The following is a 16,897-nucleotide window of genomic DNA, read 5'->3' as shown; positions in this document are numbered from 1 at the left end:
CGGCGGGCCCCGGCGTTTGCTGGTCATCGCTCCCCATCCCGACGATGAGGCGATCGGCGCCCATGCGCTGATGTCCCGACTGCGCCGACACGGTGTGTCGGTGCGGGTGGTCGTGGTGACCGACGGGGCTGCATCGCACCCGAATAGCCTCAGGTGGCCGCGTCGGCGGCTGGTGGCGGAGCGGCAGCGGGAGAGCCGTCGTGCCATGCGCCGCATCGGCGTGGCTGCGGGGGCCGTGACGTTCCTCGATCTTCCCGACGGTCGCCTCCACACGCGCACCGCCGCGGCCCGCCGTGGCCTCTCGCGTGCGCTGGGCCATGTCGGCTCGGCGTTGATCGCAGCGCCGGCGGCGAGTGACGATCATCCCGACCATCGCACGGTCGCGGCGTGCGTGGCGGCGCTGCACCGCCCCCATCTCCGCCGACTTGCTTATCCCGTGTGGCCGGCGGGCCAGCAGCCAGCCGGCGCTCGCTGCCTCTTCCTGACGACGCAAGAGCGGCTCGCGAAACGACAAGCGGTGCGCAGCTATCGCACCCAGGCCGGTCGCATCATGGACGATCCTGCGGGCTTCGCGATGACCCGCCGCCAGATCGCGGCCTTCACGCGCCAGCAGGAAGTGTTCGTGGAAGTGCGGCGATGAGACCGATCACGCTGACCGGGTTCGATCGCAAGTTCGTCGATGACGATGATCCCTGGTCCACGTTCACGAATCGGGACGAGGCGCTGAAGCGTCGTGCCATCCTGCACGCCATGGGGGCAGGCCCCTGGGGCCGCGTACTCGAGCTGGCGGCGGGAAACGGCTCCAACAGCGCGGCGATCGCGGCACGCGCTCTGCGTCTGGACGCGACCGAGGGCACCGCGAGCGGCACGACCTTGGTGGCGAGGGCGCTGAGCGGGCAGCGGCGAGCGCGTGCGCTGAAGCTGATCGTTCCCGCGGCACTGCCACGCCTGCGCTACGACATCGCCGTCGTGGCGGAAGTCATCTACTATCTGTCCGCACGCGACATGGCGCGCACCGCACGGGACGTCGCCACCGCGCTCCGGCCAGGCGGCTTGCTGGTCCTGGCACACCACCGCGTCGACTATCCCGACTTCGCGCAGCATGCCCCGCATCTGCAGCGTGCCTTTCTTCGCGCGACGGGTCGCCGCTGGCAGGTGCGCGTCGTGCGTCGAACCGGACGCTGGGTCGTGCTGGCCTGCAGCGCCGGTGACCGGCGTTGGTCCGGCGCGGCGTCACGAAGCGGCTAAGGCTCGCCCGTTCGCGTCCTGTCGCGTTGCCATGCTGGGTGCGCGAAACGAAGCCTCAGCGGGATCAGCGAGCGATCGCTTCCGGGACTTGAGCGCAAGCGCTGAGCGGCCAAGCTTAGGTGACGGCGTTGAGGCTAGCGCGAGGGCGTGGCAGCGGGTCCGTTCGCGAGCGAGCTACGTCGAATAGCAACACCGTCTCAGGGCAATCGAGCTCGGTTGACCAAGCCTGTCCCATACTTAAGATAACCGTCTTTCCATATCATTCGGAGACGGTGATGTTCCGCTATGGTCTGGCAGCTGCCACCTGCCTGAGCCTCACCGGCCTCGCCGTCGCGCAGCAGGGCACGCCATCGACGCCCGTCGCCGACGTCAATCCTTTCATCGGCACAACCAACGGCGGCAACGTCTTCCCTGGCGCGACACGGCCGTTCGGCATGGTCGCATTCAGCCCCGAGCTCACGCCGCTGCCGGGCAAGCGGCTGCCGATCGCGGCGCCCGGCGGCTACGAGTGGCGCGGCAATGGCGTGCGCGGGTTCAGCCTGACCCATGTCTCGGGCACGGGCTGCGCCGGCGCGAGCGGCGACGTCCCGATCATGCCGGTGACGATCCCGGTCGAGCGCTCGCCCGCCTCCGTCGAGGCGGGGTTGAGCTACGCCAGCTTGCTCGACCACGCCGCCGAACGCGCCTCGCCCGGGGCCTACCATGTCACCCTCGACAACGGCGTCGCGGTCGATCTCGGCGCGACCGAGCGCACCGCGATCGGCCGCTTCGCCTTCCCGGCGGACAAGCCCGCCAGTCTGCTGTTCCGCACCTCCGACAGCGAGGTCGGCAGCAGTGATTCCACGATCCGAATCGATCCCGCGACCCAGACCGTCAGCGGCACCGTCACCTCGGGCAATTTCTGCGGCTATCTCGCGGAAGATCGACGCGAGAGCTACTACACGCTCCACTTCGTCGCGCAGTTCGACCAGCCCTTCACCGTCGGCGGGACGTGGCGGGACGACCGCGTCAGCGCGGGCGCGGCGAGCGGGGGCGGGGGCACCAGCTACGGCGACCGCGGTCACCCGCCAGCGGGGCGCGGGGCGGGCGGCTGGATCAGCTTCGGGTCCGACGCCGCGCGCGCGGTGACGATGCGCGTCGGTGTGTCGTACGTCGACGAGGCGGGTGCTCGCCGCAACCTCGAACGCGAGAGCCCGGCGGGCACCAGCCTTGACTCGGTACAGGCCGCCGGTCGCGCCGCGTGGAAGCAGGCGCTAGGCCGTATCCGCGTCGAGGGTGGCGCGCGCGATGAGCGCACCGTCTTCTACACCGCGCTGTACCACGCGCTGATGACGCCCAACCTCTACAGCGACGTCGACGGCCGCTATCGTGGCTTCGACGCCGCGGTACACGCGCTCGCGCCGCGGCAGCAGGCGCAATATGCGAACTACTCGGGCTGGGACGTGTATCGCTCGCAGCTACAGCTCGTGACGCTGCTCGACCCGCAGCGCGGGTCGGACATTGCCCAGTCGCTGCTCAACCAGGCCGAGCAGAACGGCGGGACGTGGGACCGCTGGACGCACCTCACCGGCGCCACCGGCGTGATGAACGGCGACCCGTCGCCGCCGTCGCTCGCCGCCATCTTCGCGTTCGGGGGACGCTCCTTCGATCTCAGGCGCGCCTATGCCTCGCTGCGTCGCGCCGCGACGGTACCCAGCGCCAAGGACCTCGACCGCAGGGGCTGCCCCGTGCTGTGCGTCGGGCAGCGGCCCGGGCTCGATCAGTGGCTGAAGCTGCACTACATGCCCGTCGGCGCGCCGGGCTGGGGCACGGTGTCCGACACGCTCGAGCTCGCCGCGGCCGACTTCGGGCTCGCCGAGCTGGCCCGCCACGCCGGGGACCGCGCCGGCGAGAAGCTGTTCCGCGCGCGCTCGGGCTGGTGGCGAAACCTGTACAATCCCGCGGCCACGACCGCGGGCGGCTATCTCCAGCCGCGGCGCGCCGACGGCGGCTGGCCGCGCTTCGATCCGTCGTCCGACGAGGAGATGGTGGAGGGCAGCGGGGCGCAATATCTCTGGATGGTGCCGTTCGATCCGGCGGGGCTGATCGACGTGCTCGGCGGCCGTGCCGCGGCGTCGCGCCGGCTCGACGCCTTCTTCCGCGCGCCCGACGGCGGCTGGGCGGTGACGAAGGCGGGGCCGCTCCACGCCGAGCTCGACAACGAGCCGTCGATCGCCTCGCCCTGGACCTACCTGTTCACCGGTGAGCCGTGGAAGACGCAGGAGACGGTGCGCGCGGCGATGCGTCAGATTTGGACGAACACGCCCGCCGGCATTTCCGGCAACGACGACCTGGGGCAGATGTCGTCCTGGTACGTCTGGTCGGCGCTGGGCCTGTACCCGCTTTATCCCGGCCGCGCCGAGCTGGTGATCGGCAGCCCGCTGTTCCCGCGCGCGACGGTCGAGCGCCCCGGCGGCGTTCGGCTGGTGATCGACGCGCCCGGTGCTGCGCCCGACGCGCCGTACGTCACCGGGCTGCGCGTCGACGGCCATGCCAGCGACCGCGCCTGGCTGCCCGCCGATGCGGTGACCCGCGGCGCCACGCTCTCCTTCACCATGGCGCGTCAGCCGGACCGCTCCTGGGCGACGCGTACCAGGCCGCCGTCGTTCGGGCCGAGGGTGGGGCGTGTGGCGAGGCGGTGATGAGGCTGCGCGTCGCCACCGCGGCACGATGCAGGTGACGAACGGCTTACTGAAGTCAGTCTGCACAAGCGCTCGGCTGCAGCCGATTCGCGCGCCTGCCCCTCATCAGGACCAGAATCTGCCACAAGCGTTGCCGGCGTCGCGTGCGATGCCAGCGAAGCTCGGATGCTAGGTACCCGGTCGATCGACGAGAAGCTTCACCTTAGCTGGCGACCCTTAGCGTAGCCTCGGTCGGATCGACCGGGGCCATGATAAAGGCACCCGCATCACGCTGCGCCACCAATCAGGCGACGTGCTCGGCCGAGATACGCTGGCCTGGAACGAGCCGAGGGACGCGCGGCGGTGCCGGGGCGATCATCTCTGCCGCGATCCGTCCCGCGGCGTCTTCATATCGCACCATCTCTGTCGGGCCGTTCAGCGCGCGCGGTCCGGGCATGGCCAACCGAACCGCGCCCCAGATTGCCCGGAGGCCTTGAAGTGGGGGACGGGCAACGGGCACCGGCCGGGGCTCCTGAGCGACCGATACTGGGTCAGGCTCGCCTGCTCGATAGTGCCTACTGATCCGTGGCGGCAAAGTGGCCGCGGTACGTCTGCTCCATAACAGCTCGGTCCCGCTCACACGTCAATGCCGCTGTCGCGCGCTCTGCCGCATCGCGAGCTTCTTGTTTCGCGAGCGACTGCACCGCCTCAGCATGTCGGGCTAACGCCGCCAGAGCTTTCTGAAGCCTGATGCCCACTTCAACGATCGCGGCGCCGTCGCGCGCGATTGGGCGACACCAGTCGTCGAGCAGCTCGGCCAGTTGGATCGGCGGGACGCGGACCCTGGCGGGCAGTGGCGTAGCGTCTGTCGTCCGGTGATCAATCAGGCGCAACATCACGCGGGTGCTCGCCTCAATTACGGCGATCGCCGTTCCGGGATCGTTGACGGCCGGCGAGAGGGCGCGAGAGGCGACCTCGGATAGCACCACCAAGCCGAAGCGGGGATCGTGATCGAACGTGCGGTGGTGGGCCAGGGTGAAGGCCTGTCTAACCTTGGCGACCGCGTCGTCATCGCAACCGCCCGCAATCAGGGCGATCGGTCGGTCGGGTTCGACCAGCTTGCCGGGCAGCGCGACGACCTCGATATCAGCACCGATCGCCTGTGCCAGCTTCCCGAGCACCGCGACGTCGACGTGGGTCACCCGCGCCATCGTCTTCGGCATGACCGGCGTCATGCCGCGGGCGTCCGGCTGCGCCTGCTCGGTGCCGAGTGCCAGCGGGACGGCGATCGTGTCGATCGCCGCCATGGCCGCCCGCTCGACCCGATCGATCGTGTCGGACACGCGCCCGAACCGCGCGATGTGTTCGATCCAGCGCAACAGGGTGACGACGATGAAGAGGATGACGGCGATCGTGCCGGCCAAAAGGATGACGCGTCCAGTCTCGCCATACAGGCCGGTCGACAGCGCGATGATGCCGACGATGGCGAACAGGAAGCTGCCGAGGAAGGTGGCGAGCGTGTTCTGTGCCGTGCTGTCGTCGATCAGCAGCTGAACCGCCCGGGGCGTGATCGTGCTGGTCGCACCCGAGTAGGCCGACACCATCGCGGTCAGCGAGAAGGTGGTCACGGCCAGCATGCTCGACGCCAGGATCGTCAGGATGCCGTCGACCGATTTCGCGCCGACCGTCGCGGCGAATTGGTAGGAGATGGTGTGTCCAACCAATGCACCTGCGAGGGCAAGTGCGCCGCCGAAGGCGCTGACCAACGCCGCTCTGAACCATATCCTGCGTGTCAGCAGGCGGATGAGCCATTGCCACCGCGTCAATGCCGTTCCCCTTCGGGTGTCCAAGCGGTAGCGAGCTGCGCCGGTTCCAGGAATAGCCTTCTCAACGTCCTGCGTCGGCCGCTACAGTCAGGCCCCAGCGGCGAAGCGGTAGCGGCATCGTCAATCCCTGAGCGAAGATCGAGAAAGCCACCCCGCCGTGAGCGGCATCTCCGTTCGGAACCATGACCACCGCAGCTGCGTCGCCGCTTCAAAAGCAACGGCGGCAGAAGGACGTTGCCTATCAGCTCGCGCGATAGCGGGAGATCGGCGCCGACCGGCACATAGGCGAGGCGGATGCCGGCGAGGACGAGGCCCGCGGTGTAGGGGAGGCTGATGCACCGCGATAGCCTCGCCACCAGCGAAGCCACGATCAGCATCGTGCCGAGCTCGGTCAGCCCTATCTCTGCCATCAGTCCTCTTTCAGCGGTGAAACGCCATGGAACGCGTGACGAGATGAACCGCTCAGGTTCACCGGCTCACTGGCGATCTGAGGGACGCGCATGTTCAACGGTTTCTCTCTGCCGATCCTGCTCGCGATCTTCGCCGCCTGCGCGGGCGTCATCTGGATCGCAGGCGTCAAGCTCGCCGACACGACGGACATCCTCTCCTCGCGTCTCCATCTCGGCAAGGCGCTTGGCGGCATCATCGTGCTCGCGGTGGCCACCAACCTGCCCGAGGTCGCGATCACCGTCAGCGCCGCGCTCGCGGGCGATCTGGGGGTGGCGGTCGGCAACATCCTCGGCGGCATCGCGATCCAGACGGTCGTGCTGGTGGCGATGGACATCGCCATGAGGGAGAAGGTGCCGCTGACCTATCGCGCCGCCAGCCTCACGTTGGTCGTGGAAGCGGTGCTAGTAGTGGCGGTCTTGATCGTGTCGATCATGGCGACGCAGTTGCCCGGCAACTTGATTGCCGTCCGCCTGACGCCTGGGACCGTGTTGATCGCCGTCTTATGGGTAATCGGCGTGTGGCTCTCCAGCCGAGCCAGCAAGGGGCTGCCGTGGCACGATGCGAGCGGCACGGCGCCTGATGGGCAGGAGGAACCGAAGGGTCACTCGCAGGCCAAGAAGGATGATACGTCCGAGCGCCGCGGCGAAAGCACGGTGCGTGTCGCACTGGTGTTCGGCGCGGCGGCACTGGCGACCTTGGCCGCCGGTGTGCTCCTGGAGCGGAGCGGTGATGCTATCGCCCAGCAGATCGGTCTCAGTGGCGTCCTGTTCGGCGCGACGGTGCTTGCGGCGGCCACGTCGCTACCAGAGCTCTCGACAGGGATCACCTCAGTACGGATGAAGGATTATCAGCTCGCCGTCAGCGACATCTTTGGCGGGAACGCCTTTCTCCCGGTTCTCTTCCTCCTCGCCGTCGTCATCTCCGGCAAGGCGGTGCTGCCCGATGCGCAGGCGAGCGACATATATCTGGCGGGTCTCGGCGTGCTTCTGACCTGCGTCTACGCTGCTGGCCTGATATTCCGACCCAAGCGGCAGATCTGGCGGATGGGCGTGGACTCCGTCGCGGTGCTCACCCTCTATGCCCTCGGCGTGGGTGGCCTGTTTGCCATATCGAGCGGTCATGGCGGGTGAGCGAACCTCCCGGCGACGACCTCCGCGAGTGAACAGATAAGCAGTGCGAGAGGTGAAGATGAAAGGATGTCTGGAAGCGCGGACGGGCAGAGAGGCCGTGGCTGTCTGGAGTAGGGGCTTGGTAACGGACACGGCCACCTCGAACACGAGCTATTCCGATCGCACCTCCAGATGGCCGCAACAACCAACGCCGGGCGCGGTTAGCCACCGCGCTTGTTGCCTTCCTTGCTACAGGATGGGGGTTCGGGGGTGCAAGAACAGCGGATCGACCGCCCCATAGCGTGTCTCCAGTTACCAGATCACGAGTCTACCTGATCGATTGTCAGCAGGACGTGGTCGGTCACGGCTCGCATGTTATTGGCGGCTGCGACGCCGTCACCTTCCGGATGGCTTGGTACACAGTGGCATGCTCGTCGACACGCGCGGTGTGTCCTGCGATCCTGTCGGTCAACTTGATGGAGACGCGCGGTGCGGCCGCAACAAGGTCGCGAAACTGTACAAAGAAGGGGTTTTCGGTAACGCGTAGCACCGCCTCGTGGAAGCGAACTCGGAGTCGAGCACATCGTCCTCGTCGCGCTCGGCGGCGCGCCTCCGCTCAAGTCCGTGCCGGACGGGTTCGAGATCGTCGTCACCTCGACGCTGAAGGCCACGGCCGAAATCACGCGGCCGCTCTTCTCCGTCGCCGTGGTCCTGCGCTATGTCGGGGCCTTCTACTGTCTGTCCGTCGCGCTGTGCGTCAGTCCTATGGGCATCGCCTACGCCATTTGGTCGGGCATCGGCATCGTGGTAAATTGGAAGGGCGTCGGATGGTCGTGATTGGCCGATCTGGGGTCCATGCGGACAGTAGAACAGCCCTGTCCTAACGCTTGATTTGTTGTGACCGCGCGGCACGTGCGCGCGGCTGGCGTTGCCGGTCTCGGCAGCGGCGCTGTTGCTGGCGAGCGCCCCTCGCCCTTGCGCAGACGCAGGAGGGCGCGACGTCTACGGCTCAGCAACAAGGCACCGCCAGCGGCGTCACCGTGCCGAGCGACGACCAGGGCACCGCCGATCCCGGCGGTGGCAACAGCGCTGTTGGCGGCGGCGACTTCGTCGTCACCGGCGTCCGCGCCAGCCTCAGCAGCGCGCAGGGATCAAGCGCAACGCCGACCATATCGTCGCCGAGGACATCGGCAAGCTGCCCGGCCGCAACGTCGCCGAGGCGTTGCAGCGGATCACCGGCATCGAGGATCCCTCGCTGACCCATCCGAGCAACTCTCAGCGATTAATGAACAGACGGAGCGATCCACGTTTCGAACGACGTGCGATAAAAGGTGCAAAGGGGATTGTCAGGCCAAAACCATCTTACCGGCTTGACGATCGCATGCACTCGACATACCAACACGATGATAGCGCTAACGGCGCGACGCAGCCTGCCGGCACGAAGCAGGCGTGATCAAATCTGGAGGAGAGGCTTCGTGTTCGTACGTCGTCGTCACAACAACCGCCTATCGCTGCTCGCAGCCGCCGCCGGAATGGCTCTAATCGCCGCGGAAGCGCAGGCGCAGAGCGCCGTTCCTCCGGGGCCGGGTGGTCAACAGCCTTCCCCAGCCACGCAGGTCGATACCGCCGCCAACCCGGACGCGCAGGTGTCACCAGCCGCTGTGGAGAGCGTCGAGCAGGTCACTGAGACCGGGCAGCCCGGCGCGGACATCGTCGTCACCGGCATCCGCGCCTCGCTTCAGAGTGCAACCAACGCCAAACGTAACTCGGTCGCGTTCGGTGACTCGATCTTCGCCGAGGACATCGGCAAGCTGCCAGCCACCAACCTCGCCGAGACACTCAATCGGATCCCGGGCGTTCGCCTCAATCGCGATATCAGCGGTGAGGGCACGCAGGTCTCGATCCGCGGCCTTGGCCCCAGCTTCTCCAAGGTGTTGCTCAACGGCACGCAGTTCGCGGTGGCATCGGACGGCGGGACCAACGGATCGGGCGGCGGCAACCGCGAGGTAGACCTCGACTTCTTCCCGTCCGAGCTGTTCACCCGGCTCGACGTCGCCAAGACGCCGACCGCCTCGACGCTGGAGGGAGGCATCGCAGGCACGGTCAACCTCCGCAACGCGCGGCCGTTCGACAAGCCGGGCACGCACATCACCGTGGTCGCGCAGGGTGCCTATACCGACAGCAACGACAAGGTCGGGCCGCGCGGCGCGCTGGTTGCCAGCCACACCTTCGGCGACACGTTCGGCGTCCTGCTCGGTGTGGCCGGCGTCCGCCAGAAGACCCGCGTCGACGGCTATGACACGGTCGGCTTCACCGACGCCAACCTCGCCTGCGGCGCCGGGTGTAACGTCTCGCCGCCGGAGAGCAACGGCTTCAGCTTCGCTTCGATCACGCCCGCCAACGTCGGCCATGGGCTGGTCGCCGGCACGCCGGTGGACCTCGCGGCGACTTCGGGGCTGTCGCTGTCGCAGCTCTCCAAGGCGATCATCCCGCGGCTCGGCCGTCCGGTGCTGACCGAGGGCACCCGCGAGCGTATATCGGTCGTCGGCGCGGTCGAGTGGCGCCCCTCTGACGCCCTGCACTTCGCGCTCGACGGGATCTGGGCACGGTCGAAGCGTGATTACCTGCGCTCGAATATGAACTGGCAGGTGCGCAACTCGGGGCCGGGCACGTCACCCCAGTCGACCGGCGGCATGGTGCCCTTCGACATCGAGGTCGATCCGAACAACGTCGTCACCTCGGGCGTGTTCGCCAACTCCTCCTTCTTCTCCGAGAACAGCATCTTCAACCAGGACACCAAGTTCTGGAACGTGACGCCGAGCGCGTCGTGGAAGCCGAGCGAGACGGTCAAGGTCGACCTGTCGGCCAACTTCGGCAAGAGCACCTTCTTTCGCGAGCAGCCGACCTTCGCGTTCCAGACGGCGCCGAATTCGGGCGTCGAGGTCACCTACGACAACACCAACGGTAACCCGCAGCCGATCATCGCTGCCAATGTCGACCTGGGTGACCCGAACCTCGGCTGGCAATGGTACCGCGTCAACGTCCAGAATGTGCGTCGCGAGACCGAAACGCGCGGCGCACACCTGGACGTCTATGTCGGTGACGACACGCTCAACGTGAAGTTCGGCGCGGCCTACGATCAAGCCAAGCGCAGCGTCCGTGCCTATGACAACACCAACCCGTTCCAGCTATCGGTGTGCGGCAGTCCGTGCACCGGCAACACCGGCAGCGTCCCCACCAGCGCCATTCCGCAGTATCTGATGCGCACTGCCGCGAGCAACTTCGGCCATCTGTCGCGCGGCTCGTTCGGCGTGACGAGCTTCATCGTCCCAGACCTCGATCGCCTGAAGGAGGTGACGAACTACGCGCAGTTCCGCGACACCGCGCCGGAGACGCGGGGTGCCGTGACGGGCGGGTCGACGGGAGACATCGACGAGAAGGTCTACGGAGGCTACGCCGAGATCAACGGCACGTCCGAGCTATTCGGCCGCGAGCTGCGCGCCAACGCGGGCTTCCGCTACACCTACACCAAGCAGCGCGTCGTCGGCCCCAGTCAGATCGGCACCGCCATCGTCGATATCGTCGCTGAGTCCAACTACGAGGAGGTGCTGCCATCGGCGAACCTCAGCTACGACGTGTTGGACAATCTGAAGCTTCGCTTCGCCGTGTCCAAGTCGCTGACGCGGCCCGACGCGGGCTCGATCCTGCCGGGCGTCACCTTCTCTGATCCTAGTGCGCAGATCGCCACCGCGGGCAATCCAGCGCTTCAGCCCTACACGTCCGACAACATCGACGTCGGTGGCGAGTTCTACACCGGCGGCGCCGGCTACATCGGCGTGGCGCTCTTCCGAAAGAGCATCAACGGCTTCACCGCCACCATCCAGCAGGCGACGCCCTTCTCCGAGCTCAACATCCCGGTGGACGCGCTTCAGGCCACGCAGCGGCAGGCGCTGCTTGACCGGGCGGCCGCCTCGGGCGTGGCGGTGTCCGCAGTGCCGATAACAGTCAACCTGCCCGTCAACCTCAACAACCTCGTGATCAAGGGAATCGAGGGCACGTGGAACCAGCCGCTCGACTTCGTCTTCAAGGGGCTCGGCTTCCAGGCCAACGGCACGCACATCACGCAGAAGTCCGATAGCGGGCTCGTCGCCGCAGGCGTCCCGCGCTGGCAGTACAATCTCCAGGGCTATTACGAGAACTATGGCCTCTCGCTGAGCCTCAATTACGTCTGGCAGGGCGGGGTGATCGCGGCCAACGCGCCGCAGAACAACCTCCCGCTCGGGCTGCTGGCGGACGCGCGCGGCCAACTCGACCTGTCGGCCGGCTATCAGCTGCCGTTCATGAACAAGGCGGTGCGGCTCACGCTCGACATGCTCAACCTCACCAATGCCCCGATCCGCACGACCTTCGGCTACGACAATGCCGCGTACAACGTCTACTATCCTGGGCGGCAGGTCCTCTTCGGCCTGCGCGCTAGTTTCTAAGCAGTTCCGGCGCGTCTCGACCCCTTCTCCGAGATTTGCCGTTGCTAGGCCGGTCTCCCCCGGGGGGCCGGCCCCTTTGTTGATTTGCGAGATCCACCTAGGGAGCTGCGATGTCCAGCCTGTTCTCCGTTACCCGAATAATCCTGGCTGGCATCGCCTTGCTCGTAGGCACAGTCGCACAGGCGCAGTCCACGGACGCACCGCACCTTGAGCGGCGCGGCAAGGCAACGCAGCTGATCGTCGACGGCAAACCGTTCCTCGTGCTGGGTGGCGAGCTCCACAATTCGAGCAGTAGCGACCTCGCGTATATGGCGCCGATCTGGCCCAGGCTGAAGTCGATGAATCTCAATACGGTGCTCGCACCCGTCGCGTGGGAGACGATCGAGCCGCAGGAGGGTCGCTTTGACTTCAGCAATGTCGATGGCTTGCTGAGGGGCGCGCGCGCGCAGAACCTTCGGCTGGTTCTCCTCTGGTTTGGTGCGTGGAAGAACACATACTCGAGCTATGTGCCCGCATGGGTGAAGCGCGATCAGACACGGTTCGCGCGCGCGCAGACCAGCGATGGACGTGGAACCGAGAGGCTCTCGCCATTCTCAAGGACCACGAGGGACGCGGATGCGCGCGCGTTCGGGAAACTGATGCGGCACCTTCGTGCCGTTGACGGGGCGCAGCACACCGTCCTGATGGTCCAGGTCGAGAATGAGGTCGGCGTCATTCCGGAGTCGCGCGACCATTCGGCGGCCGCCGGTGCGGCGCTGGCCGCGGCCGTGCCCGAGCCGCTCCTTCGCTACCTTGCGGCGAACCGGTCCACGTTGCATCCGACGTTGCGGACCGCCTGGGAGACTGCTGGAGCCCGCACTGCGGGAACGTGGCGCGAGGTTTTCGGCGATCAGTCGATGACCGACTCGTTGTTCATGTCATGGGCTTACGCGACCTTCATCGAAGGGGTCACTGCGGCGGGGAAGGCGGAGTACCGGCTGCCGATGTTCACCAACGCGGCGCTGATCCGGCCCAATTACGAGCCGGGCCAGTACAATTCTGGCGGCCCACTCCCCTTCGCCATCGATGTCTATAAGGCGGGCGCGCCATCGCTCGACTTCCTGGCGCCCGACATCTACTTCGAGGATTACGCCAGCTGGGCGTCGCAATACACGCGACCCGATAACCCCTTGTTCGTGCCGGAAGCCCGCGGTGGCCCGGTCGGGGCGGCGAACGCGCTCTACAGCTTCGGTACGCTGGGCGCGGTCGGCTTCTCGCCCTTCGGGATCGATGGCGAGGGCGTCGTGTTGCAGGGAGACGCGAGTATCGGGCTCAGTGCGGCGGGCGAGGGCGATCCCGCGATGACGGCGCTCTACGGCCAGCTTGCCCCTCTCGCGCCCATGATCCTGCAGAAACAGGTGGAAGGTGGGCTCACGACCGTGCTGATGGAGGGCGGAGCGCAGCGCGCCGGACGCGGCCGCATCGGCGACTACGTCGTCAACATGACGCGTGCCGGCGGGGCGAAGGGCGACGTCGATCAGACCAGCCGCGTCGCGGCGATGTTCCTGCAGACCGCCCCAGACGAGTTCCTGGTCGTGGGCAGCGGCGACGCGCAGCTCAGTTTCACCACGGATCGCCCTGGCCTACCAATCGTCGGCATCGAAAGCATCGACGAGCAGATCTTCCGGGGCGGCCAGTCCGTCACCGGTCGTCGGCTGAACGGCGACGAGACGGGTCAAGGCCAATCTCTGCGATTATTTTCAAAGGATTCTGGCGACGGGAAGGTTTATCGTCTTCGGCTCTACCGCTACCGCTGAGGCGGCTACCACGTCGGCGTCGACGGCGAGAGGCCGGCGTATGTGCGGCGAGGTCTTGAAGTCGACGCGCGAGCGTTTGTTGTACCTAGATGGACGGGCTTGATCGCGAGAGCCTTCCGCATCGATCGTCAATGACCGTCCACACCTAAGCGTGTGCGCTCCCCCGGTCCGCTCGCCACGGGCATCTCTCTCGAGTGTTCAAGGCGCGCGCGCTCCGCGACCGGACCCGTTGATGCTGGCATGATCACTCTGCCGGCTCAGCCACTCCCGCGCGACGCGCGAAAAGGTGCCGACGTTCATCCATCTTCAGTCTCGCACGCTCCCGGGCATCGTGCTCCGTCGCGCGGTAGAGACTTTCCGTGACGCGTGTCAGGTGGACCTGCATCGCCTCACGAGCCCCATCCGGATCGTGTGCCCGTAGCGCGGCGAGTATGCGCCGATGGTCTTCCACCGGCGGCTGGATTCCGATCTGCCTCGCGAGCGAGAAAAGATAGACGCACAACGGCGAGCTGTACCTTTTGTCCCAGAGCGATTGTACGACACTGACGATGGCCTCGTTGTGGGTCGATCGAGCTAAGGTCAGATGGAAATCGCGATCTGCTCGTTCGCGGATCGTCGGATCTAATCCGTTGTCTGCCATCTGCGACAACAGGCCTTCCAGTTCGATCAGCTCGGCCTCGTTGATCGTGCCGGCGGCCAAGGCCGCAGTCTCACCTTCGAATAGGCGTCGTGCCTCCGTCACCTCGAAGGGCCCAACATTGTCCGTCAGGTCGGGTGTCGTCGCCTCGGGCCCCGTTGCGATGACGTAGACGCCGGTGCTGTGACGCATCTCCACCACGCCGCGCAGCTCGAGAACGATGATTGCTTCACGGACCGTCGGTCGGCTCACGCCGAGGAGATCCGCGAGCTCGCGCTCGGACGGCAGCCGGCTGTTCACCTGATAGTGACCCAACCGGATCGACTGTTGCAGACGGCGTGCGACTTGCATGTAGAGTCGCTCAGGAACAACCTTCGACCGATCCGTCACCAACGTCCCTTCGCCCATCCAGTACGACGCGGCCTGCTCCGAAAGTCAGCTGCACGCGCGCTATTCTCGGCCGTTCGCCTGCCTTACCACGTCGTCCGACAATCTCGAAACCTGCTTTCGGCGAGGGTGTGCAGCTATGCTTCCGTCGGCTAGGATACATAACCTCGCGGAGCAGATGCCGAGGCGTCGGACGGCAAAGCATTGTAGAGCGCCAAGCGGGCTTGCCGCGCCACAAGTGGGCGGTACCGTGCCACTGGGCTGGAACGAGCACCCGAGGAGAGTAGCGGATGCGGCTAAGTGGTTGGCGCAGGAGCGGGCTGCTGCTTGCGGCTATGTTTCTGTCGGCGGCAGGTGACGCACCCACCGCCGCCGAACAGGACCATCGGGGCATGATGCGACAATTGGGCATCGTGGAATTGCGACCAGGGCCCAGCGGCGACCCGGAGGCGCCGAACGCGGCCAACTACGATCCTGCAAAGGCGAACCCTTATTCGGTCTGGCCCGATCTCATGACGATGGCGGACGGGCGTCCGGTGACCAGCGCGGCCATGTGGAAGCGGGAGCGCCGGCCTGAGTTGGTGGAACTGTTCGAGCGTGAGATCTACGGTCGCATACCCGCCCTTGCGCCAACGGTCACCTGGCGCGTCGACAGCGCCGATCGTGAGTTCATCGGAGGCCGGCCAGTACTCGCGCAACAGCTGATCGGGCATCTCGACAATCGAGGAGCGCCGCAGATCGCGGTCGATATCAGGGCCACGCTCGTCGTGCCAGCCAACGCAAAGGGACCCGTACCCTTGCTCATCATGTTCGCGCCGGCTCGTTACCCCGCGCCTTCGCAGCCCGACGCGCGCGACGCCGCTCGCCTGGACGAAGCGATGAAGGCGCTGCTACTTCAGCGAGATCCATCGCTCGCAGCGATCTTTGCCAAGCATCCTGGGCTGGCGTTCGTGGAGCCTGGCAGTTTCCCTCCGACTCCGCCCCGCGATGATCGGGTGACAACGCTCATAGCCGACGGTTGGGGCGTGGCGCTGCTCGATACCGCTAGTATCCAGGCTGACGATGGCGCAGGCCTGCGCGAAGGCGTCATCGGCCTCGCTAATCAGGGGCGCGCTCGTACGCCGGAGCAATGGGGCGCGTTGCGGGCTTGGGGCTGGGGCGCCAGCCGACTTCTGGATTATCTAACTAAACGGCGGGAGGTCGATGCGGCGCACGTCGGCGTCGAGGGCGTGTCACGTTGGGGCAAAGCGGCACTAGTCGCCGCAGCATTCGATGAGCGGTTCGCGACGGTCCTGATCGGCTCCTCGGGCGAGGGTGGGGTGAAGCCACATCGCCGAACCTTCGGCGAACAGGTCGAGAATCTCACCGGTGCTGGCAGCTATCACTGGATGGCTGGCAACTTCCTCAAGTACGGGGCGGAGAAAGGACGGCCAGGCCGGAAGACGGCGGCGGACATACCGGTCGACGCACATGAACTGCTGGCGCTCGTCGCCCCGCGGTTGGCATTCGTAAGCTACGGCATCCCAGCGCAAGGCGACGCAGAGTGGCTCGACCAGCAAGGCAGCTACATGGCGACGATCGCTGCCGGGCGTGCCTGGACCTTGCTTGGCAAGCGGGATCTCGGTCGCGGCAACGACTATAGGGCGGCGGTCATCCCGCCGCCGACCACCGCGCTGATTGATGGCGAACTCGCCTGGCGTCAGCACGAGGGCGGGCATACGGACGCGCCGAACATGGAGACCTTCCTACGGTGGGCTGACCAAAAGATCGGGCGGCGGTGATTTCGCGTCCGCGAGTGCCCGAATAGGACGCCGACGCGGAGTGGACCTCCGCCGCAATCACCCGCCGAAACGCCTCTAGTTACCGCAGCGGGTTCTGCTCACCGGATTACGGCCAACGTCCCGTCCGCAAGCTCCTCGAACCGAAACGCCGTCGCATCCAGCTCGTCCGCGAAGGTGCCGAGCGTCAGGGCGATAAGTGCTCGGTCGTGGTCCGCCTGCTCACCTGCCACAAGGTCAGGGAGCGCCTTCGTGCGAGCGAGACGCGCTGCCGTCCGCAAGCCTTCGGCGAGTATCTCTATGCGACGGTCTGCCGGTCCGCCTAACACGTGTGCACCTCGGTTAACGCCTGTCCTTTGACTGGCACATGTTCGCGACTTCCTCGCCAACGTGCATTAGGGCCCCTGAAGGCAGCCGACGCGTCCGAAGCAGCGTGGGCTGACCGCCTGACGCAGGTCAGCACGATTACCCGGACCGATACGTCACATCTCTTCGTTTCATTCTCGTGCTGACATCATTCTG

Annotated in this window: 12 protein-coding genes and 1 pseudogene; 8 read left to right on the top strand and 5 right to left on the bottom strand. The window is 66.6% G+C overall.

The genetic code is table 11. The features are described 5' to 3' along the window. From FHY02_RS15410 to FHY02_RS15400, 3 genes are all read left to right on the top strand, one after another. Positions 1-640 (top strand): PIG-L family deacetylase (locus FHY02_RS15410; protein ID WP_311731853.1); only part of this gene is annotated, 640 nt, incomplete at its 5' end. Beyond that, on the top strand, positions 637-1,248 hold the full coding sequence (locus FHY02_RS15405) for a class I SAM-dependent methyltransferase (protein ID WP_183923660.1): 612 nt from the start codon (positions 637-639) through the stop codon (positions 1,246-1,248). The genes FHY02_RS15410 and FHY02_RS15405, both read left to right, overlap by 4 nt. Before the next feature lie 275 nt (positions 1,249-1,523). Beyond that, complete coding sequence (locus FHY02_RS15400; RefSeq protein ID WP_183923658.1) at positions 1,524-3,929, top strand: GH92 family glycosyl hydrolase; 2,406 nt, start codon at positions 1,524-1,526, stop codon at positions 3,927-3,929. Between the two features lie 283 nt (positions 3,930-4,212). Here FHY02_RS15400 and FHY02_RS15395 read toward each other — a convergent pair whose 3' ends face one another. After that, positions 4,213-4,365 (bottom strand): hypothetical protein, encoded by a 153-nt coding sequence (locus FHY02_RS15395; protein WP_260172913.1) that lies wholly within the window; start codon positions 4,363-4,365, stop codon positions 4,213-4,215. A 118-nt stretch (positions 4,366-4,483) separates the two neighbouring features. Then, positions 4,484-5,734, bottom strand: a complete 1,251-nt coding sequence (locus FHY02_RS15390; RefSeq protein WP_260172912.1) for a DUF2254 domain-containing protein — start codon at positions 5,732-5,734, stop codon at positions 4,484-4,486. A 500-nt stretch (positions 5,735-6,234) separates the two neighbouring features. Between FHY02_RS15390 and FHY02_RS15385 the strand changes: the two genes are divergently transcribed. After that, positions 6,235-7,314, top strand: a complete 1,080-nt coding sequence (locus tag FHY02_RS15385; RefSeq protein ID WP_183923656.1) for a sodium:calcium antiporter — start codon at positions 6,235-6,237, stop codon at positions 7,312-7,314. A 340-nt stretch (positions 7,315-7,654) separates the two neighbouring features. Here the strand turns inward: FHY02_RS15385 and FHY02_RS23455 are convergent. Beyond that, positions 7,655-7,888 (bottom strand): annotated as a pseudogene (locus FHY02_RS23455) (FCD domain-containing protein); the annotation flags it as partial. A 29-nt stretch (positions 7,889-7,917) separates the two neighbouring features. On the opposite strand from FHY02_RS23455, the gene FHY02_RS15375 reads away from it, so the two are divergent. Continuing rightward, complete coding sequence (locus FHY02_RS15375) at positions 7,918-8,130, top strand: multidrug efflux SMR transporter (RefSeq protein ID WP_183923654.1); 213 nt, start codon at positions 7,918-7,920, stop codon at positions 8,128-8,130. A 172-nt stretch (positions 8,131-8,302) separates the two neighbouring features. Here FHY02_RS15375 and FHY02_RS23450 read toward each other — a convergent pair whose 3' ends face one another. Next, entirely contained in the window at positions 8,303-8,557 is a 255-nt protein-coding gene (locus FHY02_RS23450) for a hypothetical protein (RefSeq protein WP_183923652.1), read from the bottom strand. Between the two features lie 211 nt (positions 8,558-8,768). Here FHY02_RS23450 and FHY02_RS15365 point away from each other — a divergent pair, with 211 nt between their 5' ends. Both FHY02_RS15365 and FHY02_RS15360 read left to right on the top strand, forming a co-directional pair. Then, positions 8,769-11,777 (top strand): TonB-dependent receptor, encoded by a 3,009-nt coding sequence (locus FHY02_RS15365; protein WP_409322596.1) that lies wholly within the window; start codon positions 8,769-8,771, stop codon positions 11,775-11,777. 110 nt (positions 11,778-11,887) lie between these two features. Beyond that, entirely contained in the window at positions 11,888-13,573 is a 1,686-nt protein-coding gene (locus FHY02_RS15360; RefSeq protein ID WP_183923650.1) for a DUF5597 domain-containing protein, read from the top strand. A gap of 244 nt (positions 13,574-13,817) precedes the next feature. Here FHY02_RS15360 and FHY02_RS15355 read toward each other — a convergent pair whose 3' ends face one another. Continuing rightward, positions 13,818-14,600 carry a FadR/GntR family transcriptional regulator gene (locus FHY02_RS15355; protein WP_221198668.1) on the bottom strand — a complete coding sequence of 261 codons (783 nt, stop codon included), beginning with the start codon at positions 14,598-14,600 and terminating at the stop codon, positions 13,818-13,820. Positions 14,601-14,887: 287 nt separating this feature from the next. On the opposite strand from FHY02_RS15355, the gene FHY02_RS15350 reads away from it, so the two are divergent. After that, on the top strand, positions 14,888-16,378 hold the full coding sequence (locus FHY02_RS15350; RefSeq protein ID WP_221198667.1) for a hypothetical protein: 1,491 nt from the start codon (positions 14,888-14,890) through the stop codon (positions 16,376-16,378). Positions 16,379-16,897: the final 519 nt, after the last annotated feature.

This window comes from Sphingomonas sp. BK069, assembly GCF_014193405.1.
In the GTDB taxonomy this organism is placed as follows: Bacteria; Pseudomonadota; Alphaproteobacteria; order Sphingomonadales; family Sphingomonadaceae; genus Sphingomonas.
Note: the sequence above shows the minus strand (reverse complement) of the source record. Positions and strands in the feature narration are given on the sequence as shown.